The organism is Streptomyces sp. LHD-70, from assembly GCF_031157275.1.
GTDB lineage: Bacteria > Actinomycetota > Actinomycetes > Streptomycetales > Streptomycetaceae > Streptomyces.
This window is the reverse complement of the sequence record NZ_JAVIFW010000008.1, coordinates 1-21,812: the sequence shown is the minus strand read 5'-3', so window position 1 is coordinate 21,812 and position 21,812 is coordinate 1. Positions and strand designations below refer to the sequence as shown.

Below are 21,812 nucleotides of genomic sequence, written 5' to 3'. Positions count from 1 at the left end.
AATGGTGCGGGCCAACGGAGCGGTTTCGCTCCGGGAGCTCGCCCGCGTAGTCCAGACCTCCGAAGTGACCGTACGGCGGGATGTGCGGGCGCTCGAGGCCGAAGGACTCCTCGACCGCCGCCACGGCGGCGCGGTACTCCCGGGCGGATTCACGCGTGAGTCCGGCTTCCCGCAGAAGTCGCTGTCCGCGACGGCCGAGAAGACGGCCATCGCCGATCTCGCCGCGGGCCTCGTCGAAGAGGGCGAGGCCATCGTCGTCGGCGCGGGTACGACCACGCAGGAGCTGGCCCGCCGGCTCGCCCGCGTCCCCGGCCTGACCGTCGTCACCAACTCCCTGCTCGTCGCCCAGGCGTTGGCGCACGCCAACCGCGTGGAGGTCGTCATGACCGGCGGCACCCTGCGCGGCTCCAACTACGCCCTCGTGGGCAGCGGAGCCGAGCAGTCCCTCCAGGGGCTGCGGGTGTCGCGCGCCTTCCTCTCCGGGAGCGGGCTGACCGCGGAGCGCGGCCTGTCCACGTCCAACATGCTCTCGGCGAGCGTCGACCGGGCCCTGGTGCAGGCCGCCGCGGAGGTGGTGGTCCTCGCCGACCACACCAAGCTCGGCACCGACACCATGTTCCAGACGGTGCCCACGGACGTCATCACCCGGCTCGTCACGGACGAGCCCCCGGTGCACGACGAACGCGCGGCCGCCGAACTGCAGGCCCTCGCCGACCAGGGCGTCCAGGTCGCGGTGGCGGGCGCGACCCCACCGGGCGGCACCGCCGACCCGGTGCCGCCGGGCCCTCCACAGCGCCGGGACGTCCCCCTGCCGGGCCAGCGGAGGAACGTCACACCGGGTCCACCGTCCCTGCGCACGGCAAGCGCCCTGACCGACCCGACCCCGGGCGACCGGGAACGTGAACGGGCGGCCAGGGTGGCGGACTTGAGGCGCAGGTAGGTCTACTGGCTTCTGCCGCTTGCTTGTTGTGCGGCGTCGCAGGCGTTATCGGCCGCGTCGGAAATATCAGCCCGTCCGGCGTTTGAGGACGAGCCCGCAGGGCGATCGAGGGTGCGCTGGACAACAGCACCTGACCGCACTCCGTAAGCGCAGCCCTACGTACCCGACTTGAGCCCGCGCAGCGTAAGCATCAGCAACCGATCCGCCAACTCCGGGTCCCCCGGCGTCTCTTCAGCGGCCAGCGCGATCGCGTTGGTCAGCTGGAGCAGATCGCCGATCGTGATGTCCGAGCGCACCGACCCGGCCTCCTGCGCCCGTACGAGCAGCGCCCCGCCCGCCCCGCGCATCGGGGCGCTGCACCGCGCGAGGGCCGAACTGTCGTCCTGCGAGACCGACATGAGGGCCCGGGACAGGCCGCGGTACTCGCCCGCGTGCGTCACGAGCGCCCGCAGCCACTCCACGAGCGCCGCGCACGGCTGTGGGTCGTCGAGCAGCTCGCGCGAGCGGGTGAGCAGCGCGCGCACCGCGTCCTCGAAGACCGCGCTCAGCAGCGCGTGCCGGTTCGGGAAGTGCCGGTACAGCGTGCCGATCCCGACGCCCGCGCGGCGCGCGATGTCCTCCAGGGACGCGTCCGTGCCGTGCTCGGCGAACGCGGCACGGCCCTCGGCGAGCAGCCGGTCGTAATTGCGCCGCGCATCCGCGCGCATCGGACGCACCGCGGCGGGCACCGCGGCGGGCACCGCTTCGGTTCGCCCGGTGCTGGTCGTCATCACAGCCGTCCTCCCTGGCCCCTCGGCCCTGGTCTGCTTCCAGGATGCCACCCCGTACGGTGCGCGAACGGCCAGTCACCGGACGCACCCAGCGGCGTGTGCGTACGACGAAGGGCTCCCGGTACGGAACCGGGAGCCCTTCGTCGTACGCGTGTCTCGGACGTCAGTCCTTGATCTCGCAGATCGCGGCGCCGGAGGTGAGGGAGTTGCCGACCTCCGCGGTCAGGCCCTTGACGGTGCCGGACCTGTGGGCGTTGAGGGGCTGTTCCATCTTCATGGCCTCCAGGACGACGACGAGGTCGCCCTCCTTGACCTGCTGGCCCTCCTCCACGGCGACCTTGACGATGGTGCCCTGCATCGGGGACGCCAGGGTGTCGCCGGACGCGGCCGGACCGGACTTCTTCGCCGCCCGGCGCTTGGGCTTCGCACCCGCGGCCAGACCGGTACGCGCCAGCGACATGCCGAGCGAGGAGGGCAGCGAGACCTCCAGGCGCTTGCCGCCGACCTCGACGACGACGGTCTCACGGCCCGTCTCGTCCTCCTCGGCCTCGGCAGGACCGGCGGCGAAGGGCTTGATCTCGTTGACGAACTCGGTCTCGATCCAGCGGGTGTGGACCTTGAACGGCTCGGTGGAACCGCCCAGTTCGGGCCCGAACGCCTCATCGACCACGACGGCCCGGTGGAACGGGATCGCGGTGGCCATGCCCTCGACGTGGAACTCCGCGAGCGCACGCGCCGCGCGCTGCAGCGCCTGCTGGCGGCTCGCGCCGGTCACGATCAGCTTGGCAAGGAGGGAGTCCCAGGCCGGGCCGATCACCGAGCCGGACTCGACGCCCGCGTCCAGGCGCACACCGGGGCCGGTCGGCGGGGCGAACAGGGTCACGGTGCCGGGCGCGGGCAGGAAGCCCCGGCCCGGGTCCTCGCCGTTGATACGGAACTCGAAGCTGTGGCCGCGGATCTCGGGGTCGCCGTAGCCGAGCTCCTCGCCGTCGGCGATCCGGAACATCTCACGTACGAGGTCGATGCCGGTGACCTCCTCGGTGACCGGGTGCTCGACCTGCAGACGGGTGTTGACCTCCAGGAAGGAGATCGTGCCGTCCAGGCCCACCAGGAACTCCACGGTGCCCGCACCGACGTACCCGGCCTCCTTCAGGATGGCCTTCGACGCCGCGTACAGCTCGGCGTTCTGCTCCTTGCTCAGGAACGGCGCCGGGGCCTCCTCGACCAGCTTCTGGTGGCGGCGCTGCAGCGAGCAGTCACGGGTCGAGACGACGACGACGTTGCCGTGGCTGTCGGCCAGGCACTGCGTCTCGACGTGGCGCGGCTTGTCCAGGTAGCGCTCGACGAAGCACTCGCCCCGGCCGAACGCGGCGACGGCCTCACGGACCGCCGAGTCGTACAGCTCCGGCACCTCCTCCAGCGTGCGGGCGACCTTCAGACCACGACCGCCACCACCGAAAGCCGCCTTGATCGCGATCGGCAGACCGTGCTCCTCGGCAAACGCCACCACCTCATCGGCGCCGCTCACCGGATCCGGCGTGCCCGCCACCAGCGGGGCACCGGCGCGCTGCGCGATGTGCCGGGCGGCGACCTTGTCGCCCAGGTCACGGATCGCGTGCGGCGGCGGGCCGATCCAGATCAGGCCCGCGTCGAGAACCGCCTGCGCGAACTCCGCGTTCTCGGAGAGGAACCCGTACCCGGGGTGCACCGCGTCCGCACCCGAATCCTTCGCCGCGGCCAGCACCTTGGCCATGTCCAGATAACTGGTGGCCGGGGTGTCACCGCCCAGGGCGAACGCCTCATCGGCCGCACGGACATGCAGGGCGTCCCGGTCCGGATCGGCGTAGACGGCCACACTCGCGATCCCAGCATCCCGGCACGCCCGGGCCACGCGGACAGCGATTTCGCCACGGTTGGCGATGAGCACCTTGCGCACGTTGGCTCCCTCCTTGAAACAAGCTGAGTTTAGGGACTGCCGACACGGCGGATCGACCCGTCCCCAATAGTGAGCTTGCCCACACGGAGCGTTATTCGAGGGGCGCTCGAGTCGCAAAATCCCTTGTCGCACCACGGTACGACGGGATCCTGAACCGCACAGTAACGGGACGGTGTGGCGCAGGTCTCTGTCTGTGAGGCCAGGAGCCGATCTGGTTTCTTTGTGGAGTCCCTACGAATGGCGGTATCAATCTTTGCCCCTCCGCAGAGTCTTGTCCCGCGGTTTACCCGTTAGTAGCGTTTGCGGCGCCCTCGGACCTACCGGGGGTAACGGCGTGGGGAAGTGGGTGGGGCGCCGTGGCGCGCAGACCGGTGGCCTTGGTGGCCGCGCTCGTGCTCGTCGTGGAGGCGGCCGGCATCGCGTGGCTGAACTGGTTCCTGGGGCTGGTCGTGGACAACCAGAAGATGTCCCTGGCCGGCCTGGATCCGCACGCGATGACCGTCGGCTCGTGGGTGGCGGGCGGCCTGATGGGGCTCTATCTCCTGCTGTGCGGCCTGGTGTTGCTGCGTACGGGAGTGCGCGACCGGGCGCCCGGCGGCGTCGGCCGCATCCTGCTGATCGCGGCCGCGGTGCTGCACGCGGTGCTCGGCGCGTTCTCGGTGGGCCTGGTGGGCTGGACGGCCTTCGCGTTCCTGATGGTCGTACTCGGCCTGCTCGTACTGACGTTGGTCGCGTACGGGAAGGACGCGGACGCGAACGAGGAGGGCCCGGACGGTACGCCGACGACCGCCGCCGCGAACGGTCCGAGCCCCGCCTGATCAGCCTGCGTAGGGATCGGCCTGCGCAGGCATCGGCCTGCGCAGGGATCGGTCTGCGCAGGGATCAGCCCTGGTAGACCATCGTGCAGAGCAGGGTGTCGCCGTTGTCGACGGTCCAGGACCAGTACGTCGTCTGGTCGTTCTGCACGCGTCGGCAGAGGCTGGCGTCGGTGCCCTTGGACGTGTTGTAGACGCCCGTGATGTGCATGACCTGGTTGTACGCGCTGGGCACCTTCTTGGCCGTGCAGTCCACGGCGGTCATCGGGCCCATGCCGGTGATCTTGCCGTTCTCCTGGTTGGCCAGGAAGCAGCCGCCCTTGTGGTAGACCCGCGAGAGGCAGAGCCGGGTGGTCTCGCCCGAGCTGGGCGAGGAGTACGTCCAGGTGGCCTGGTTCGTACCGCTGTCGCAGCTGCCGGAGGTGCCGGTGACCTGGACCAGGGCGTCGTCGCTCTTGCAGGAGACCGGGTCCGGGGGCTGCTCGGAGCTCCACTCGACGGTGCTCGTACCGCCGTGGCCGGTGTCCCACAGGGGCAGGCAGTCGCCGGCGGTGACGTCCTTGAAGGCGCTCTCGGTCGGGTCGGGGGCGGCCGAGGTGGCGTCGGTGCCGGGCTTGGAGTCGAGGCCGCCGGAGCCGGAGGAGGAGCCGTCCGTGGGCGCGGCGGAGACGCCGGGGGAGTCGGACGAGGTGTTGCTGCCCCCGTCGTCGTCGAAGAGGTTGGGCACGAGGAAGAAGGCGAGCCCGACGACCACGACCAGCACGAGCGCCAGGGCGCCGACGATGGCGATGACGACGCCCGCGTTGTTGTTGCGGCGCGGCGGCGGAGGCGGGAACGGCCCTTGCGGACCGAACTGCCCACCGGGAGGCGGCCCTTGCGGAGGTCCTTGCGGAGGCCCTTGCGGAGGCCCTTGGGGCGGGCCGAAGCCCGAGCCGCCCTGCGGCGGTCCCGGCGGGCCCTGAGGTGGGCCGAACTGGCCCTCGGGCGGGCCGAACGAGTTGCTCATCTTCTCCCCCGGAACGTGCGACGCGGTTGGCCCGAGGATGTTATCCGCACCGGGATCGGGGGGTTGACCGGGCGGCCAGTCAGGAGGCCGCCGGTCTGGAGACGGCAGGTCAGGAGGCCGCCGGTCAGGAGACGGCAGGTCGGGAGACGGCAGGTCAGGAGGCCGCCGGGCTCCACAGCTCGGTGATGCCGACGCCGAGCTCCGCGAGCAGCTTGCGCAGCAGCGGCAGGCTGAGGCCGATGACGTTGCCGTGGTCGCCCTCGATGCCGTCGATGAACGGCGCCGAGCGGCCGTCGAGCGTGAACGCCCCTGCCACGTAAAGGGGTTCACCGCTCGCGACGTACGCGGCGATCTCCGCGTCGGACGGCTCGCCGAAGCGGACCGTGGTGGAGGCGGTGGCCGAGGTGCGGCGTCCGGTGGCCGTGTCGATCACGCAGTGACCGGTCTGCAGCACGCCCGCGCGGCCGCGCATCGACTTCCAGCGGGCGGTGGCCTCCTCGGCGTCGGCGGGCTTGCCCAGCGCCTCGCCGTCGAGTTCGAGCACCGAGTCGCAGCCGACCACGAGGGCGCCCGCGGCCTCCGGACGCCCGGCGACCGCGCTCGCCTTGGCCTCGGCCAGGACCCGGGCCAGCTCGGCAGGGCTGGGCGCGGAGAGCGCGTCCTCGTCCACCCCGCTGACGATCACCTCGGGTTCGAGTCCCGCCTGGCGGAGCAGCCCGAGCCGGGCGGGGGACTGGGAGGCGAGGACGAGGCGGCGGCGCTGATCGGTCATGGGGAGAGGGTATCGACGACAAGCGCCCCACGAACTCCCTCCCCGAGCGAGAGGGTTCGTGGGGCGCCCGGTGGGTGGCTGCCGAGGCGGGGTCAGCCCTTCTTCAGGACCGCCTCCATGACCGCCTTCGCGATCGGCCCGCCGAGCTTGCCGCCCGCGATCTGGTCGCGCGGAATGTCCTGCCCCGGGTCGACGAAGACGGCCACGGCCACCTTCTTGCCCTCCGCGTTCTTCCCGTACGAGATGAACCAGGCGTACGGCGGCAGCTTGTTGTCGACGCCGTGCTGGGCCGTGCCGGTCTTGGCGCCGACCTCGATGCCGTCGATCAGGGCGGGCTGTCCTGAGCCCTGTTCGGCGGTGAAGACCATGGCCTCGCGGACCTTGTCGGCGGTCTCCGCGGAGATGGGCTGCGCCATCTCCTTGGGATCGGTCTTCTCCAGAATGTCCGTGTCGGGGCCGCGCAGCTCGTCGATCATGTGCGGCTCCATCAGCTTGCCGTCGTTGGCGATGGCGGAGGCGATCATGGCGATCTGCAGCGGGCTGGCGGTCAGGGAGCCCTGGCCGATGCCGGTGAGGGCGGTCTGCGGCCTGTTGATGTCGGTCGGGTAGACGGACTTGCCGGCCCGTACCGGAATGTCCAGTTCGCCGTTGTTGAAGCCGAACTTCTCGGCGATCTCGCGCATCTCGTCCTTGCCGATCTCGGCGGCGAGCTTGGCGAAGACGGTGTTGCAGGAGTACTGCATGGCGACCTTGAGCGAGGCGTTCTTGCAGACACCGCTCTTGTTCAGGTTCGGCAGCTCGGTCCTGGTGTCCGGCAGCGTCCACGGCTCGGGGGTGTCCGTGGGGGCGTTGATGTCGCTGACCCGGCCGGACTCGATGGCGGCGGCCGCGGTGAGCACCTTGAAGGTCGAGCCGGGCGCGTAGGTCTCCTTGAGGGCCCGGTTCAGCAGCGGCTTGTTCTTGTCCTTGTTGAGCTTCTGCCAGGCCTTCGAGTCCTTCTCGGACATGCCCGCGAACGTGGACGGGTCGTACGAGGGCGTGGAGGCGAGGGCGAGGACGCGGCCCGTGTCCGGGTCGATCGCCGCGACGCCGCCCTTGAGGTCGCCGAGGCCCTCGTAGGCGGCCTTCTGTGCGGCCGGGTCGATGGTGGTGACGACGTCGCCGCCGCGCGGTTCGTCGTTGGTGAACATGTTGAGGGTGTTCTTCAGGAACAGCCGGTCGTCGGTGCCGGAGAGCAGTTCGTCGTTGAGCGCCTCCAGCTGGTTGGCGCCGAAGGCCTGCGAGGCGTACCCGGTGACCGGGGCGTACATCGCGCCGTCCTTGAAGGTGCGCTTGTACTTGAAGTCCGCGCCCTCGACCGCCTTCGAGCCGGTGATGGGCTTTCCGGCGACGATGATGTTGCCGCGTTCCTTCGCGTACCGCTCGATGGACACACGCCGGTTCTTCTCGTGCTTGGCGAGCGGCTCGCTCTGCGCGTACTGGATCCAGTTGGCGCGTATCAGCAGTGCGAGCACGAGCAGCCCGCAGAACACGGCTATGTGCCGCAGTGGCCTGTTCACCGGCTACCGAACCCTTTCGATCTGTCCATCCCGAGGAAGTAGGACGAAGGGTACGGCCCCTTGGTTGCGCCGGTGCCCGCGGGCCGTGCCGGGTGGGGTCGCGGTCAGGGTGCGCCCAGGACGAGCATCGCCACGACCATCGCGAGGGCGAGGACGAGCCCGGCGCGCCTCAACATCGCCTGAGTTTCCCGGAGTTCCTCCGGTGGCTCGTCTTTCGGGTCGGACCAGAGCATGAGGTCGATGGTCGCGGCTGCGGGGGCGGGGGCGCCTGAGTACGCGTACTCAGTTGAGCCCCCACCTAGCTAATCGGGAACAAGGTTCCTTTAGTGCGGGGTCCGGTGCTAGCGTACGGAGCGCCTTAAGGGAACGTCAGACCCGATAAGGCTCGACAGGGCTCGACAGAGCTCGATAGGGCTCCATTGGGCTCGCTGATGAGAGACAGGGATCTTGTGATGCAGAACCTCGTCATGCCGCAGCAGGACTGGGCCGCCGCCTGGACCGCCGCGCCGCAGTCGCCCAGCACCGGCTTCACGCCGAACTGGTCACAGCAGGGCTTCTCGCACCAGAGCGTGCGCCAGATCGTCCGCGTCACCCACGCCGGCGACGAGATCCGCGTCCGGCTGTCGAACGCGTACGGCACCGCGCCGCTGCGGATCACCGGGGCCACCGTGGCCCGTGGCGCGGGCGGCGCGGCCGTAGAGCCCGGCACGGTCGGGCGGCTCACGTTCGGCGGGGCGCGCTCGGCCGAGATCCCCGCGTACGGCCGGATCGCCAGTGACGCGGTCCGCCTCCCGCTCGGCCGGGGCGAGCCGGTGGCGGTCACGCTGTACTTCGCGGGTACGACCGGACCCGCCACGTTCCACGCGCAGGGCTTCACGGACTCCTACCAGGCCGCGGGCGACCGCCTGGACAGTGTCTCGGGCGCGGAGTTCCAGGACCGCACGCAGTCCTGGTACTACCTGTCGGGCGTCGACGTGCGGGACGGGCGGGGCGCGTCCGGCCGCCCGGGCGCGGTGGTGCTCTTCGGGGACTCCGTCACCGACGGCTTCGGCTCTACACCGGGCGCCGACCGCCGCTGGTCCGACGCGCTCGCCGAACGCGTCGAGGGGCCGGTGCTCAACGCGGGCATCGGCGGCAACCTCGTCCTCAACGACTCGTCCTGGTACGGCGAACGCGGCACGGCGCGCTTCGCCCGGGACGCCCTCGACCAGCCCGGCGTCGCCACGGCCGTGGTTCTCCAGGGCCTCAACGACATCGGCTTCAGCGAGGCGCACGCGCAGGGGCACGACCGGCCGACGTTCCATCCGGCGCCGGTCGTCTCCGCCCGCGAACTGATCGCCGGGCACCGCGAGTTGATCCGCCAGGCGCGTGCGCGCGACGTCCGGGTGGTCGGCGCGACGCTGCTGCCCCTGAAGGGCTCCGACCACTGGGGCCCGCACGCGGCGCGCGTCAGCGACGAGGTCAACGGCTGGATCCGCACGTCCGGTGAGTACGACACGTACGTCGACTTCGACAAGGCGCTGGCCGCGAAGTCCGACCCGGACCGGTTGGCTCCGGAGTACGACTCCGGGGACGCCCTGCACCCGAACGATGCGGGGTATGTGCGGATGGCCGAGGAACTGACCCGCGTGCTTTAGCCCCTCCCCGCCCCTTCCCGCAGCGTCCGATATGCGGCTGGCGCCGCGTGGCCTGCCGGACGGGCCTCCTCAAACGCCGGAGGGGCTGAAAATTCAGCCCCTTCGGCGCCGGAGGCCCCGAACGCCCTAGCCGGGCCAGTACGTGCGGGCCCAGGACGACGGCCCCGGCTGCGGCAGGCGATGGCGTGCCACCCGCGCCGGGTCGGACCACGCGTCCGAGGGGGCGGGGACGGAACTCTCCGCCGCGGACGCCAGCGCGACGCTCCGCGCTTGCACCACCGCCAGCGCGGCGGCCAATTCCTCCGGGGTCGGGTTGCCCCGTACGACCTTGATCATCGGTCCTCCTACAGGCCTACAGGGGGATGTTGCCGTGCTTCTTCGGCGGCAGGGACTCCCGCTTGCTACGCAGCGTGCGCAGCCCGCGGACAACCTGGCGGCGCGTCTCCGACGGCATCACGACCGCGTCGATGTAGCCGCGCTCGGCCGCCGTGTACGGATTCAGGAGCGTGTCCTCGTACTCCTGGATCAGCCGGGTACGGACGTCCTCACGCTCCGACTCGTCCGCCGCGGCGATCGTGCGCCGGTGCAGGATGTTCACCGCGCCCTGCGCGCCCATCACCGCGATCTGCGCGGTCGGCCAGGCCAGATTCAGATCGGCACCCAGGTGCTTGGAGCCCATCACGTCGTACGCCCCGCCGAACGCCTTGCGCGTGATGATCGTGATCAGCGGGACCGTCGCCTCCGCGTACGCGTAGATCAGCTTCGCGCCGCGCCGGATGATCCCCGTGTGCTCCTGCTCGACACCCGGCAGGAACCCGGGAACATCCACGAACGTCAGCACCGGCACATTGAACGCATCGCAGGTCCGTACGAAACGCGCCGCCTTCTCCGAGGCGTCGATGTCCAGACACCCCGCGAACTGCATCGGCTGATTCGCCACCACACCCACCGGATGGCCCTCGACCCGGCCGAAACCGGTCACGATGTTCGGCGCAAACATCGCCTGCGTCTCGAAGAACTCCTGGTCGTCCAGGACGTGTTCGATCACCGTGTGCATGTCGTACGGCTGGTTCGCGCTGTCCGGGATCAGCGTGTCCAGCTCACGGTCCTCGTCACTCGTCTCCAGATCCGCCTCCTCCGGGAAGGCCGGCGGCTCGGAGAGATTGTTCGACGGCAGATACGACAGCAGCGACTTGACGTACTCGATCGCGTCCTTCTCGTCCCCGGCCATGTGATGCGCCACGCCCGAAGCCGAGTTGTGCGTACGGGCCCCGCCCAGCTCCTCGAAGCCCACATCCTCACCCGTGACCGTCTTGATCACATCCGGGCCGGTGATGAACATGTGGCTGGTCTGGTCGACCATCACCGTGAAATCGGTGATCGCCGGGGAGTAGACCGCACCGCCCGCGCACGGGCCCACGACCAGACTGATCTGCGGAATCACACCCGACGCATGCGTGTTGCGGCGGAAGATCTCCCCGTACATCCCCAGGGCCATCACACCCTCCTGGATACGGGCACCACCGGAGTCGTTGATACCGACCACCGGACAGCCCGTCTTCAGGGCGAAGTCCATCACCTTCATGATCTTCTGCCCGAAGACCTCACCGAGGGCCCCGCCGAACACCGTGAAATCCTGCGAGAACACCGCCACCGGACGACCGTCCACCGTCCCGTAACCGGTCACCACACCGTCACCGTACGGCTTGTTCGCGTCCAGGCCGAAGGAGGTCGAACGGTGCCGCGCGAACTCGTCCAGCTCCACGAACGAACCCTCGTCCAGAAGCAGTTCGATCCGCTCACGCGCCGTCAACTTGCCCTTGGCGTGCTGTTTCTCCACCGCCCGCGCCGAACCGGCGTGCGTCGCCTCCTCGATACGGCGCTGCAGATCCGCGATCTTGCCTGCGGTCGTGTGGATGTCGATGGCGCTCTGCGCTTCCGGCTCGGACATCGGGGGTGCGGCTCCCTGGCTGGTCACGGGTTCATGGGGACGTGCGCTGGGGTGGCGACTCGGCAAGTGCTGAGCTGGGGACTCGCCGAGCTACTGAGCCGTAGCGTAATGGCGCGGGCACGCCTCGGCAGTGCGGCATTTACCACACCTAGGCTGTCTTGCATGACGCCAACGAAGTCCTCAGGATCAGCGCCCGACTCCTCGTCGAACCCGTCGTCCGCCTCCGCTCCGAGCACCGCCCCCGGCACCGGAGCGGGCCCCTGGTCCGACCTCGACAGGCCGCCGCTGAGCGCCACTTCGCTGCGCCGGGCGCTGGTCAGGCCCGGCGGGCTCTGGACCGTGCTCGACGTCGTGCCGAGCACCGGCTCCACCAACGTCGACCTCGCGGCCCGTGCCGTGGACGACGCCGAGGGCGCCGTGCTCATCGCCGAGGAGCAGACCGCGGGGCGCGGCCGTCTGGACCGCAACTGGACGGCGCCCGCGCGCTCCGGGATCTTCCTCTCCGTCCTGCTCAAGCCGCGCGAGGTGCCGGTCGAGCGGTGGGGCTGGCTGCCGCTGCTCGCCGGGGTCGCCACGGCCACCGCGCTCTCCCGCACGGCCGGCGTCGACACCGCCCTGAAGTGGCCCAACGACCTCCTCGTCACGGTCGACGGCGAGGAGCGCAAGGCCGGCGGCATCCTCGCCGAGCGGGCCGGCGCGGGCGAGGAGGCCGGCGTGGTCCTCGGCATCGGCATCAACGTCACGCTCGGCGCCGACGAACTCCCCGTCCCCGGCGCGGGCTCCCTCGCCCTCGCGGGCGCGCAGAGCACCGACCGCGACCCGCTGGTCCGCGCCCTGCTCCGCTCCCTGGAGCAGTGGTACGGCGACTGGCGCGCGGCGGGCGGCGACCCGGCCGAGTCCCGCCTCCAGGAGACGTACGCGGCGGGCTGCGCGACCCTCGGCCGCCGCGTCCGCGCCGAACTCCCCGGCGACCGCACCCTGGTCGGCGAGGCCACGGCCCTCGACACGGACGGCCGCCTGGTCGTCACGACGGACGAGGGCGCCCGGGAGCCCGTCGGCGCGGGGGACGTGGTGCATCTCCGGGCGGAGTAGCGGGCGTTGTCCCGGTGCGGGCGGCGCCTGGGGCCGCGGACGTACCGGGATCCGCGCCGGAGGGGCCGGTGCGTCCAGGCCGGAGGGGCCGGTGCGTCCCGTCCCTCCCGCGCGCACCGGGCCGAGGCGGCCGCGCAGTGTTCCCCGGCAGGGGCCCGTCGAACCCGGAACGGACGGGATGGGCAGGCATACGTGAGGCACCCCACACCTGCCGTATCGTGGGGCCCGGTCGTTATCAGACCGCGACAGACCGGAAGGGCAACACGCAGTGACCGTCGACGACACGGGCTCAGGCACGGGCACCCACCCCGCCCCCCGGGATGCCGACGACGCCGCGGCCGACCACGCGGACGATCCGCTCGCGCTCCGGCTCGAACAGCTGATCCTCGGCGCCGAGCGGCGTTACACGGCCTTCCAGGCGGCCCGTACCGCGGGCGTCTCCATGGAGCTGGCGTCCCGTTTCTGGCGGGCCATGGGCTTCCCCGACATCGGCCAGGCCAAGGCGCTCACCGAGGCGGACGTGCTCGCCCTGCGGCGCCTCGCGGGTCTCGTCGAGGCGGGCCTGCTCAGCGAGGCGATGGCCGTGCAGGTGGCCCGCTCCACCGGGCAGACCACCGCCCGCCTGGCCGAATGGCAGATCGACTCTTTCCTGGAGGGCCTCACCGAGCCGCCCGAGCCGGGCATGACCCGCACCGAAGTCACGTACCCGCTGGTCGAGCTGCTCCTGCCCGAGCTGGAGGAATTCCTCGTCTACGTCTGGCGGCGCCAGCTCGCCGCGGCCACCGGCCGGGTCGTCCAGGTCGCCGACGACGAGGAGATGGTCGACCGGCGCCTGGCCGTCGGCTTCGCCGACCTCGTCGGCTTCACGCGGCTCACCAGGCGCATGGAGGAGGAGGAGCTCGGCGAGCTGGTCGAGGCCTTCGAGACCACCGCCGCCGACCTCGTCGCCGCGCGCGGCGGGCGCCTCATCAAGACCCTCGGCGACGAGGTCCTCTTCGCCGCCGACGACGCGGGCACCGCCGCCGAGATCTCGCTCCGCCTGATCGAGACCATGGCCAACGACGAGACGATGCCCGAGCTCCGCGTCGGCATCGCCTTCGGCACGGTGACGACCCGGATGGGCGACGTGTTCGGTACGACGGTCAACCTCGCGAGCCGGCTCACCTCGATAGCGCCCAAGGACGCCGTCCTGGTCGACGGGGCCCTCGCCGAGGAGCTCACCAGGACCGGCGACGCCCCCGCCTCCGAGTCCGAGGCCGCCGCGGAGGCCGAGCGCGCCGAGAAGGAGGGCGCCGAGCCGGTCACGTACCGCTTCGGGCTGCAGCCGATGTGGCAGCGGCCGGTGCGTGGCCTCGGCATGATCGAGCCCTGGCTGCTGTCGCGCCGCGACTGAGCGCTGTCCGCGCGGGCTCGCCGCGCGGGCTCCGTGAGTGCGCTCCGCGCCGGGCCCCGTGCGTGCTCTCCGCGAGGCGGTGTCCGGGCAGGTATTGGCCCCGGCGCCGCGGCCTGACATGATCCGCTGGTAACGACCGTTAACAAGTGTCCCAGTGTGATCCAGGGCGGAGGCGCCATGTCAGAGCAGCGGTTCGGGGAGCACGTCGTCGTGAGGCGGCACGAGTACGTCGCCGAGTTCGTGCTCGACCGGCCGAAGGCCATGAACGCCGTGTCCACCGCGATGGCCCGCTCCATCTCCGCCGCCTGCCGCGCCCTCGGCGACGACCCGGATGTACGCGTCACCGTCCTCACCTCCACCCACGAGCGGGCCTTCTGCGTCGGCGCCGACCTGAAGGAGCGCAACTCCTTCTCCGACGCCGAGCTCGTGCGCCAGCGGCCCACCACCCGCGCCGCGTACACCGGTGTGCTCGAACTCCCCATGCCGACCATCGCCGCCGTGCACGGCTTCGCCCTCGGCGGCGGCTTCGAACTCGCCCTGGCCTGCGACCTGATCGTGGCCGACGCCACCGCCGTGGTCGGCCTGCCCGAGGTGTCCGTGGGCGTCATCCCCGGCGGTGGGGGTACGCAGCTGCTGCCGCGCCGGGTCGGGGCCGCGCGCGCCGCCGAGCTGGTGTTCAGCGCGCGGCGCGTGGAGGCGGACGAGGCAAGGGAGTTGGGCCTCGTCGACCAGCTCGTGGAGGCCGGCCGGGACCGGGACGAGGCGCTCGCCCTCGCCACCCGGATCGCGGGCAACTCCCCGGTCGGGCTGCGCGCGGCCAAGCGCGCCCTGCGCCTCGGCCAGGGGCTCGATCTGCGGGCGGGGCTCGACGTGGAGGACGCGGCATGGCGTGCGGTGGCGTTCTCGGGGGACCGGGCCGAGGGGGTCGCGGCCTTCAACGAGAAGCGGAAGCCGGTGTGGCCGTGACTCAGGTGGTCCGAGCCTCGCCGTCGTCCGGGGCGCGGCGGGCCGCCGTCAAGGTCGGTGTGACCGGTCCTACCGCGGCTGCCGGTAGCGGGTGGCTGGGCGCGCCCCGCGGCGGAGCCGCACATGTCGCAGCCCCGCGCCCCTTCGGGGCACCCCGAGTGACCGGCCTGAAAGCGGCGAATCGGGAGGAAACTCCCTAGCCTGGGAGGATGGCTGAGGAGGAAGACCGGCTGCGGGCCGTCGTCGCGCTCGCGCAGGCCATGGCCGCCGCGCACACGCCGCGGGAGTCCTGGCTGGCCGCGGCGCAGGGCGCGCGCCGGGCCCTGGGCGGGAGCTTCGCCGCACTGTCGGTGTGGGAGCGGCACCGCGGCCGCCTCCGGGTCCTCGTCAACGCGGGCGAACGGGCCCCGGACGAGGAGGAGTTCCCCGAGGACGAGGCGTATCCGGTGCACCAGTTCCCGGAGATCACCGAGTTCCTGCACGAGCGGTGGGCCGGGGGCGGCGAACCGGACGCGTGGGTCGAGACGGCGCGCGGGCCGAGCGAGGGCACCACGGCGGGCTACTGCCACCAGCGCGTGGCGGCGCTGCGCAGGCGCGGCCGGAGCAGCTGCGTGGTCGCGCCGATCGTGCTGCACGGGCTGGCCTGGGGCGAGTTGTACGTGGGGCGGTCGCTCGACGCCCCCGAGTTCGGGCGGCCCGACGCGGACTTCGCGACCGTCCTGGCGTCCGTGATCGCGGCGGGGATCGCCCAGTTCGAGCGGCTGGAGGAGGCCCGCCGGCTGGCGTACACGGACGCCCTGACCGGGCTCGCCAACCGCCGTGCCGTCGACGCCCGCCTGGACGAGGCGATCGAGCGGCACCGGGCGGACCCGGAGGGCGTCGTGGTCTCGCTCGTGGTCTGCGATCTGAACGGCCTCAAGCGGGTCAACGACACCCGGGGCCACGCGGTCGGCGACCGGCTGCTCGAACGCTTCGGCTCGGTGCTCTCGCTGTGCGGCGCCATGCTGCCCGGTGCGCTCGCGGCCCGGCTCGGCGGCGACGAGTTCTGCCTCCTGTCGACGGGGCCGAGCGCCGACGAGGTGGTCCGGGTCGCCGATGAACTCTGCGTACGCGGGGCCGAGTTGGAGCTCGGCGAGGGTGTGGCCTGCGGGGTGGCGTCGACCGGCGACCCGATCGGTCCGGTGCGCTCGGCCCGCCGCCTGTTCCGCCTCGCGGACGCCGCCCAGTACCGGGCCAAGGCCGCACGCTCGGCGAAGCCGGTGGTGGCGGGCCGCGAGGGCCCGGACGACCCGGTGGTCCGCCTGGCCGACGAGCCGGGCCCGGCCCCGCGCGAGGGCGAGCGAAGGCGCTTCCGGGGGCGGTGAGCCAAGCTCGCGGGGGCGCCTCACGGGGGCGGTCGGGGCCGGGCGGGGGCTGGTGGGCCCGGGCCGAGCTGGGCCGGGGGGCGAGCGCTCGAGCGGACTGGTGGGGGCGGCTCCGACAACCCGCAAGAGGTGAGCCCAGCCGAGCCGCCCCCCGTGCCCCCGCTCGATCCGTACGCTGCTGACCATGGATATGCCTGCTGTCGGTGCGGAGGCCGGTTCGGGGGGCGCTGTGGTCCTCGGTACGTCGGGGGTCACCGCGGCCGATGTCGTCGCCGTCGCCCGGGGCGGGGTGCGGGTCGAGCTGGCGGGGGAGGCCGTGGAGGCGCTTGCCGCGGCCCGGCGGATCGTCGACGCGCTCGCCGCCGGGCCCGAGCCGGTCTACGGCGTCTCGACCGGCTTCGGCGCGCTGGCCACCCGGCACATCGGCCACGGGCTGCGCGCCCAGCTGCAGCGCAACATCGTCCGCTCGCACGCCGCCGGCATGGGCCCGCGCGTGGAGCGCGAAGTGGTGCGCGCCCTGATGTTCCTGCGCCTCAGGACGGTCTGCTCCGGCCACACCGGCGTCCGCCCCGAGGTCGCACGATCCATGGCCGACCTGCTGAACGCGGGCATCTCCCCGGTCGTCCCCGAGTACGGCTCGCTCGGCTGCTCCGGCGACCTCGCGCCCCTCGCGCACTGCGCCCTCGCACTGATCGGGGAGGGCGAGGCCGAGGGCCCCGACGGCACGGTGAGGCCCGCCGCCGAGCTCCTCGCCGAGCACGGCATCGCCCCCGTCGAGCTGCACGAGAAGGAGGGGCTCGCGCTGCTCAACGGCACCGACGGGATGCTCGGCATGCTGCTCCTCGCCCTCGCCGACCTGGAGCTGCTTTACCGCGGTGCCGACGTCACCGCCGCCCTCTCCCTTGAGGCCCTGCTCGGCACCGACAAGGTCCTCGCGCCCGAGCTGCACGCCATCCGCCCGCACCCCGGCCAGGCCGCCGCGGCGGCCAACATGCGGAAGGTGCTGGCCGGTTCGGGCCTCACCGGCCATCACCAGGACGACTCGCCGCGCGTCCAGGACGCCTACTCGGTGCGCTGCGCCCCACAGGTCGCGGGCGCGGGCCGGGACACCATCGCGTACGCGCGTACGGTCGCGGAGCGGGAGTTGGCCGCGGCCATCGACAACCCGGTGGTGCTCAGGGACGGAGGTGGACGGGTCGAGTCGAACGGGAACTTCCACGGGGCGCCCGTCGCGTACGTCCTGGACTTCCTGGCCGTCGCCGCCGCCGATCTCGGGTCGATCGCCGAGCGGCGCACGGACCGGCTGCTCGACAAGAACCGTTCGCACGGCCTGCCGCCGTTCCTCGCCGACGACCCGGGCGTGGACTCGGGCCTGATGATCGCCCAGTACACGCAGGCCGCCCTGGTCGGCGAGATGAAGCGGCTCGCGGTGCCCGCCTCGGCCGACTCCATCCCGTCCTCGGCGATGCAGGAGGACCACGTCTCGATGGGCTGGTCCGCGGCGCGCAAACTCCGTACGGCGGTGGGGAGTCTGACGCGGATCGTGGCCGTCGAGCTGTACGCCGCGACGCGCGCGATCGAGCTGCGCGAGGGCCTGGAACCCGCGCCCGCCTCCCGCGCCGTGATCGCCGCCGCCCGCGCGGCCGGCATCCAAGGCCCGGGCCCCGACCGGCACTTGTCGCCCGATCTGGCGCGCGCCGAGGAGTTCGTACGCAGCGGGGCGCTCGTCGCGGCAGCGGAGTCGGTGACCGGACCCCTGGCGTAAGGCCTGCGGCTAGGGCAGCTGGGCCCGGCGGGCCGAGTACGCCACGAAGCCGGCGCCCGCGCCGAGGAAGAGCAGTCCGCCGACCACGTACGGAGTGGTCTGCGCGGAACCGGTCTCCGCGAGGCGGGTCTCGGAGTGCGCGGAGGCCTTCTCGACGCGTTGGCGTTCCTCGTGCAGGTCGGCCGTCGCATTCGCGGAGGGGACGAACCACAGGGCACCCAGGACGGATGCCGCGGCAGTGGTGGTGAGCAGCGAGCGACGTGCGGCGGACACGGGATCGATCCCCCTTGTGGTACTGGCGATTTGGCCGTGTGAGCTGATGCTAATGAAAGCCGCGGGTCGCGGGAAAGCCGGGAGGGGTCACGCCTTACGCTCCGTCATATGAGCACTCCTGAGACCTCCCGTTATGTCCGGCTGAAGGTCGAACTGGTCCTGGACATCAGCGACCCCGGCGCCCTCACCGGCGCCGCCCTCGACCGCATCGGGCATGACGAGTTCATGCCCGACGAGGAGCGGGCGCATGCCGAGTCGGCCGTGCGGGAGGACGGCGCGGAGGCCCTCGCGTATCTGGTCGACCCCTTCGACCTGGTCGGCAAGGTCCCGGGGGTCGAGCTCGCCCAGGCCTCGTGGAGCAGCGAGCCCGTCGACTACGACCCGGACGAGCCGGACTGGGACGAGGACGTGGACCAGGACGTGGACGAGGACGTGGACGACGAGGTGGACGAGGGCGAGGAGTCCCTGCCCGGGAGGGTCTGAACCGGGGCCGGGTTCCACCACCCGTACACGTACTGCTAGAAACGGCAGAGATACGGGCACACGTACGTGGTCTTCCCCACATCTTCGACGCACCTGGAACCGGACGAACCACCATGGGTGTTCTAAAGCATGGCGGGACTGCCTCCGCGGGCGCCCGCAAGGGGACATGGGGATTCGGCAATGATGGAGAAGCGTGTGATGACGGCTCGGAAGCGGCGCAGGGGACTCATAGCCGCGTCTGCCCTGCTCAGTGGCGTAATGGTGCTCTCTGCCTGCAGCAGTGACGAGGGCGCGGAGGCGAGCGACGGCAGCAAGAAGTCGCAGAGCCAGGCCGACGAGGCCGCCGCCAAGGAGACGTCGACCGCGCAGATCAAGATCACGCCCAAGAACGGCGAGAACAAGGCCAGCATCAACAACGCGGCCAAGGTCACCGTCAGTGACGGGAAGCTCACCGAAGTCGCGATGAAGACCACCGACGGCACCGAGGTCGCCGGTTCCCTCGCCGCCGACAAGAAGAGCTGGAAGCCCGACGCCCAGCTGGAGCGCGGCACGACGTACAAGGTCACGGCCGTCGCGAAGGACGGCAAGGGCCGCGAGGCGCACGAGAACGCCAAGTTCACGACCGTGTCGTCCGACAACAGCTTCATAGGCAACTTCACCCCGGACGACGGCACGACCGTCGGCGTCGGTATGCCGGTGTCGATCAACTTCGACAAGGCGATCACCGACAAGGCCGCCGTACAGGACGGCATCAAGGTCAGCACCAGCAGCGGCCAGGAGGTCGTCGGCCACTGGTTCAACGGCAACCGTCTGGACTTCCGCCCCGAGGACTACTGGCAGGAGGGCTCCACCGTGACCCTCAAGCTGGACCTCGACGGCGTCGAGGGCGCCGACGGTGTGTACGGCGTCCAGCAGAAGACCGTGACGTTCAAGATCGGCCGCAACCAGGTCTCCACGGTCGACGCCAAGACCAAGACGATGACGGTCACGCAGGACGGCAAGACCGTCAAGTCCATCCCGATCTCCGCGGGCTCCCCGGAGAACCCCACGTACAACGGTCAGATGGTGATCTCCGAGAAGTTCAAGGAGACCCGGATGAACGGCGCCACGGTCGGCTTCACCGACGACGACGGCAAGGGTGAGTACGACATCAAGGACGTCCCGCACGCGATGCGGCTGTCGACGTCCGGCACGTTCATCCACGGCAACTACTGGGGCGCCAAGTCGATCTTCGGCTCGGCCAACACCAGCCACGGCTGCGTCGGCCTCGCCGACGCCAAGGGCGCCAACGACTCGAAGACTCCGGGCTCCTGGTTCTACGACAACTCGCTGATCGGCGACGTCGTGATCGTCAAGAACTCCCCGGACAAGACGATCACCCCGGACAACGGCCTCAACGGCTGGAACATGGACTGGTCCGAGTGGAAGGCCGGCTCCGCCGCCTGATCCCTCTCCGGCCGCTCTACGCACGCGGGCCCGCACCGGATCTCCGGTGCGGGCCCGCCTGCGTCCGTGGGGGCGCACCGGTCCTAGCGGCCATGACCTAGGCCCCGGGTCCCCGAACGGGTGGTCCGGGGCCCTAGGCGGAATTCCCGATGGTTCGCCCCCGGGAGTGCCTCTAGCGTTCTGGGTGGAGGTGCAGAGATGACCATCGAGCTCAACCACACCATCGTCGCCGCCCACGACAAGGAGGCCTCGGCCGCGTTCCTCGCCGACCTGCTCGGCCTCGCGGTCGGCCCCCAGTACGGCCCGTTCGTCCCGGTGCAGATCCCCAACGGGGTGACGCTCGACTACCTGGACACGGGTGACGGCCCCATCACCTCGCAGCACTACGCGTTCCTCGTCTCCGAGGACGAGTTCACCGAGATCTTCGGCCGCATCCAGGCCGCGGGCGTCGAGTACTACGCGGACCCCGGCCACCGCCGAGTCGGCGAGATCAACCACCTCGACGGCGGCCGCGGCGCGTACTTCATCGACCCCAACGGCCACAACATGGAGATCCTCACGCGGCCGTACGGGAGTGGTTCCTGACCGTTCCTGACCATTCCTGACCGTTCCCGCGGTCCTTCCGGGGCGTCAGAAGGTTGCACGGGACGCCCGAAGTGTGGGGCAGGTCATGCTCTCCGATGGTCATGCTTGTCAGGTAATGCCCCAATTCGCGGGTCGGGAGATCAATAGACTCGCCTCCCATGTGTGATTGGAGCGTGAAGAACGGGTGGTCGACTGGGCCATCGCGTGAAGGCCTGGACCCGCTGGACGCCGGCGCCGCGTCCGCCACCTGATGGCGGCACGGCACAAGCAGGCCCGGGATCCGCGGGCGCACTGGCCGCTCCTCTTCCTCACCCTGTCCGTCCTCTTCGGGGCCCTGCTGTTCCACGGCTGGGTGCAGAACGAGGTCGACGGAGCCAAGACCAAGCAGGACTGCACCGCTCCGGTGCCCCGGGCGGCGGCCGACGCCGGGCCCGTCCTCTCCCTCCGCGGCGACCGGGTGCGCTCGGCCTCGATGCCCGCGGGCACCGTCGCCCTCACGTACGACGGCGGGCCCGACCCGGAGTGGACGCCGCGCCTGCTCGACCTGCTCGCGAAGCACGACGCGCACGCCACGTTCTTCCTCGACGGCGCCAGGGCGGCCGAGCACCCCGACCTGGTCCGCCGCATCAGGGCGGAAGGCCACGAGATCGGCTCCCACACGTACACCGGGGCCGATCTCGGTACCGCCTCCGCGGTGCGCGGCGCCATGGAGCACCACCTCACGCAGAGCGCCTTCGCGGGCGCCGACGGCTTCCGGACCTCCCTCCTGCGGATGCCGATGACCACCACCGTCCCCACGCTGTGCGGGGCCGAGCGGCCCGCCGCACGCAGCGCCTCGGAGGACGACGGCTACCTCCTGGTCGCCGCGGACCGGCCCGGCAGGAAGCCGGCCGACGGGGTCGTGCGCCAGTTCAGCGGAATCCTTGCGAGGAACCCCGGCCGTTCAGGGCCGGGAGGAATCGCATCTCGGGGTTGCGACGCGGAGCGTCGCGGTGCCGGGTTTGACGGGCGCGGAGCGCCCCTACGGCTGCCCGGCGGAGCCGGGAACTGCTGTGCCGT

Annotated in this window: 21 protein-coding genes; 12 read left to right on the top strand and 9 right to left on the bottom strand. The window is 71.4% G+C overall.

Annotated elements, in window-relative coordinates; translation table 11 throughout:
• Position 1: 1 nt before the first annotated feature.
• Positions 2-940, top strand: coding sequence for a DeoR/GlpR family DNA-binding transcription regulator (locus tag RCO28_RS16880; RefSeq protein ID WP_374991190.1), 939 nt, complete (start codon positions 2-4; stop codon positions 938-940).
• A 155-nt stretch (positions 941-1,095) separates the two neighbouring features.
• On the opposite strand, the gene RCO28_RS16875 is transcribed toward RCO28_RS16880, so the two are convergent.
• Together RCO28_RS16875 and RCO28_RS16870 are read right to left on the bottom strand one after the other, a co-directional pair.
• Positions 1,096-1,710 carry a TetR/AcrR family transcriptional regulator gene (locus RCO28_RS16875; protein WP_374991179.1) on the bottom strand — a complete coding sequence of 205 codons (615 nt, stop codon included), beginning with the start codon at positions 1,708-1,710 and terminating at the stop codon, positions 1,096-1,098.
• A 163-nt stretch (positions 1,711-1,873) separates the two neighbouring features.
• Positions 1,874-3,646 (bottom strand): biotin carboxylase N-terminal domain-containing protein, encoded by a 1,773-nt coding sequence (locus RCO28_RS16870; RefSeq protein WP_308941963.1) that lies wholly within the window; start codon positions 3,644-3,646, stop codon positions 1,874-1,876.
• 356 nt (positions 3,647-4,002) lie between these two features.
• On the opposite strand from RCO28_RS16870, the gene RCO28_RS16865 reads away from it, so the two are divergent.
• Positions 4,003-4,464 carry a hypothetical protein gene (locus tag RCO28_RS16865; RefSeq protein ID WP_308941962.1) on the top strand — a complete coding sequence of 154 codons (462 nt, stop codon included), beginning with the start codon at positions 4,003-4,005 and terminating at the stop codon, positions 4,462-4,464.
• Between the two features lie 64 nt (positions 4,465-4,528).
• On the opposite strand, the gene RCO28_RS16860 is transcribed toward RCO28_RS16865, so the two are convergent.
• The 4 genes from RCO28_RS16860 to mmpB form a co-directional block, all read right to left on the bottom strand.
• Positions 4,529-5,467 carry a hypothetical protein gene (locus RCO28_RS16860; protein ID WP_308941961.1) on the bottom strand — a complete coding sequence of 313 codons (939 nt, stop codon included), beginning with the start codon at positions 5,465-5,467 and terminating at the stop codon, positions 4,529-4,531.
• Between the two features lie 154 nt (positions 5,468-5,621).
• Positions 5,622-6,239 (bottom strand): nucleoside triphosphate pyrophosphatase, encoded by a 618-nt coding sequence (locus RCO28_RS16855; protein WP_308941960.1) that lies wholly within the window; start codon positions 6,237-6,239, stop codon positions 5,622-5,624.
• A gap of 92 nt (positions 6,240-6,331) precedes the next feature.
• Positions 6,332-7,798: a penicillin-binding transpeptidase domain-containing protein gene (locus RCO28_RS16850; RefSeq protein ID WP_308941959.1), complete on the bottom strand. Its 1,467-nt coding sequence runs from the start codon at positions 7,796-7,798 to the stop codon at positions 6,332-6,334.
• Between the two features lie 104 nt (positions 7,799-7,902).
• A complete protein-coding gene (gene mmpB, locus RCO28_RS16845) occupies positions 7,903-8,031 on the bottom strand; it encodes a morphogenic membrane protein MmpB (RefSeq protein WP_308941958.1) in 129 nt (42 codons plus the stop codon).
• 219 nt (positions 8,032-8,250) lie between these two features.
• Between mmpB and RCO28_RS16840 the strand changes: the two genes are divergently transcribed.
• Entirely contained in the window at positions 8,251-9,435 is a 1,185-nt protein-coding gene (locus tag RCO28_RS16840) for an SGNH/GDSL hydrolase family protein (RefSeq protein WP_308941957.1), read from the top strand.
• 126 nt (positions 9,436-9,561) lie between these two features.
• On the opposite strand, the gene RCO28_RS16835 is transcribed toward RCO28_RS16840, so the two are convergent.
• Positions 9,562-9,771, bottom strand: coding sequence for an acyl-CoA carboxylase subunit epsilon (locus tag RCO28_RS16835; protein ID WP_308941956.1), 210 nt, complete (start codon positions 9,769-9,771; stop codon positions 9,562-9,564).
• A 16-nt stretch (positions 9,772-9,787) separates the two neighbouring features.
• Positions 9,788-11,386, bottom strand: a complete 1,599-nt coding sequence (locus tag RCO28_RS16830) for an acyl-CoA carboxylase subunit beta (RefSeq protein WP_308941955.1) — start codon at positions 11,384-11,386, stop codon at positions 9,788-9,790.
• A gap of 162 nt (positions 11,387-11,548) precedes the next feature.
• Between RCO28_RS16830 and RCO28_RS16825 the strand changes: the two genes are divergently transcribed.
• The 5 genes from RCO28_RS16825 to hutH all read left to right on the top strand — a co-directional run bounded on the left by RCO28_RS16825 (position 11,549) and on the right by hutH (position 17,966).
• Positions 11,549-12,478, top strand: coding sequence for a biotin--[acetyl-CoA-carboxylase] ligase (locus tag RCO28_RS16825; protein WP_308941954.1), 930 nt, complete (start codon positions 11,549-11,551; stop codon positions 12,476-12,478).
• Between the two features lie 268 nt (positions 12,479-12,746).
• On the top strand, positions 12,747-13,871 hold the full coding sequence (locus RCO28_RS16820; RefSeq protein ID WP_308941953.1) for an adenylate/guanylate cyclase domain-containing protein: 1,125 nt from the start codon (positions 12,747-12,749) through the stop codon (positions 13,869-13,871).
• Positions 13,872-14,048: 177 nt separating this feature from the next.
• Positions 14,049-14,837 (top strand): enoyl-CoA hydratase-related protein, encoded by a 789-nt coding sequence (locus RCO28_RS16815; RefSeq protein ID WP_308941952.1) that lies wholly within the window; start codon positions 14,049-14,051, stop codon positions 14,835-14,837.
• 209 nt (positions 14,838-15,046) lie between these two features.
• Positions 15,047-16,201 (top strand): GGDEF domain-containing protein, encoded by a 1,155-nt coding sequence (locus RCO28_RS16810; protein WP_308941951.1) that lies wholly within the window; start codon positions 15,047-15,049, stop codon positions 16,199-16,201.
• A 190-nt stretch (positions 16,202-16,391) separates the two neighbouring features.
• A complete protein-coding gene (gene hutH, locus RCO28_RS16805) occupies positions 16,392-17,966 on the top strand; it encodes a histidine ammonia-lyase (RefSeq protein WP_308942255.1) in 1,575 nt (524 codons plus the stop codon).
• A gap of 9 nt (positions 17,967-17,975) precedes the next feature.
• On the opposite strand, the gene RCO28_RS16800 is transcribed toward hutH, so the two are convergent.
• Positions 17,976-18,239, bottom strand: coding sequence for an LAETG motif-containing sortase-dependent surface protein (locus RCO28_RS16800; protein WP_308941950.1), 264 nt, complete (start codon positions 18,237-18,239; stop codon positions 17,976-17,978).
• 108 nt (positions 18,240-18,347) lie between these two features.
• On the opposite strand from RCO28_RS16800, the gene RCO28_RS16795 reads away from it, so the two are divergent.
• The 4 genes from RCO28_RS16795 to RCO28_RS16780 form a co-directional block, all read left to right on the top strand.
• The gene (locus tag RCO28_RS16795) at positions 18,348-18,722 is read left to right on the top strand and encodes a hypothetical protein (RefSeq protein ID WP_308941949.1); all 375 of its coding nucleotides are present in this window, start codon (positions 18,348-18,350) and stop codon (positions 18,720-18,722) included.
• Positions 18,723-18,905: 183 nt separating this feature from the next.
• Positions 18,906-20,168: an Ig-like domain-containing protein gene (locus RCO28_RS16790; RefSeq protein ID WP_308942254.1), complete on the top strand. Its 1,263-nt coding sequence runs from the start codon at positions 18,906-18,908 to the stop codon at positions 20,166-20,168.
• A gap of 198 nt (positions 20,169-20,366) precedes the next feature.
• Positions 20,367-20,753: a VOC family protein gene (locus RCO28_RS16785; RefSeq protein WP_308941948.1), complete on the top strand. Its 387-nt coding sequence runs from the start codon at positions 20,367-20,369 to the stop codon at positions 20,751-20,753.
• Positions 20,754-21,003: 250 nt separating this feature from the next.
• The coding region (locus tag RCO28_RS16780) for a polysaccharide deacetylase family protein (RefSeq protein WP_308941947.1) at positions 21,004-21,812 on the top strand (809 nt) is incomplete at its 3' end.

What these genes read in the sequence shown, in the direction of transcription:
- RCO28_RS16880 (WP_374991190.1), top strand. Translation starts at nt 2, where the DNA reads ATGGTGCGGGCCAACGGAGCGGTTTCGCTCCGGGAGCTCGCCCGCGTA.
- RCO28_RS16875 (WP_374991179.1), bottom strand. Translation starts at nt 1,710, where the DNA reads ATGACGACCAGCACCGGGCGAACCGAAGCGGTGCCCGCCGCGGTGCCC.
- RCO28_RS16860 (WP_308941961.1), bottom strand. Translation starts at nt 5,467, where the DNA reads ATGAGCAACTCGTTCGGCCCGCCCGAGGGCCAGTTCGGCCCACCTCAG.
- RCO28_RS16855 (WP_308941960.1), bottom strand. Translation starts at nt 6,239, where the DNA reads ATGACCGATCAGCGCCGCCGCCTCGTCCTCGCCTCCCAGTCCCCCGCC.
- mmpB (WP_308941958.1), bottom strand. Translation starts at nt 8,031, where the DNA reads ATGCTCTGGTCCGACCCGAAAGACGAGCCACCGGAGGAACTCCGGGAA.
- RCO28_RS16840 (WP_308941957.1), top strand. Translation starts at nt 8,251, where the DNA reads ATGCAGAACCTCGTCATGCCGCAGCAGGACTGGGCCGCCGCCTGGACC.
- RCO28_RS16835 (WP_308941956.1), bottom strand. Translation starts at nt 9,771, where the DNA reads ATGATCAAGGTCGTACGGGGCAACCCGACCCCGGAGGAATTGGCCGCC.
- RCO28_RS16830 (WP_308941955.1), bottom strand. Translation starts at nt 11,386, where the DNA reads ATGTCCGAGCCGGAAGCGCAGAGCGCCATCGACATCCACACGACCGCA.
- RCO28_RS16825 (WP_308941954.1), top strand. Translation starts at nt 11,549, where the DNA reads ATGACGCCAACGAAGTCCTCAGGATCAGCGCCCGACTCCTCGTCGAAC.
- RCO28_RS16815 (WP_308941952.1), top strand. Translation starts at nt 14,049, where the DNA reads ATGTCAGAGCAGCGGTTCGGGGAGCACGTCGTCGTGAGGCGGCACGAG.
- RCO28_RS16810 (WP_308941951.1), top strand. Translation starts at nt 15,047, where the DNA reads ATGGCTGAGGAGGAAGACCGGCTGCGGGCCGTCGTCGCGCTCGCGCAG.
- hutH (WP_308942255.1), top strand. Translation starts at nt 16,392, where the DNA reads ATGCCTGCTGTCGGTGCGGAGGCCGGTTCGGGGGGCGCTGTGGTCCTC.
- RCO28_RS16795 (WP_308941949.1), top strand. Translation starts at nt 18,348, where the DNA reads ATGAGCACTCCTGAGACCTCCCGTTATGTCCGGCTGAAGGTCGAACTG.
- RCO28_RS16790 (WP_308942254.1), top strand. Translation starts at nt 18,906, where the DNA reads ATGGAGAAGCGTGTGATGACGGCTCGGAAGCGGCGCAGGGGACTCATA.
- RCO28_RS16785 (WP_308941948.1), top strand. Translation starts at nt 20,367, where the DNA reads ATGACCATCGAGCTCAACCACACCATCGTCGCCGCCCACGACAAGGAG.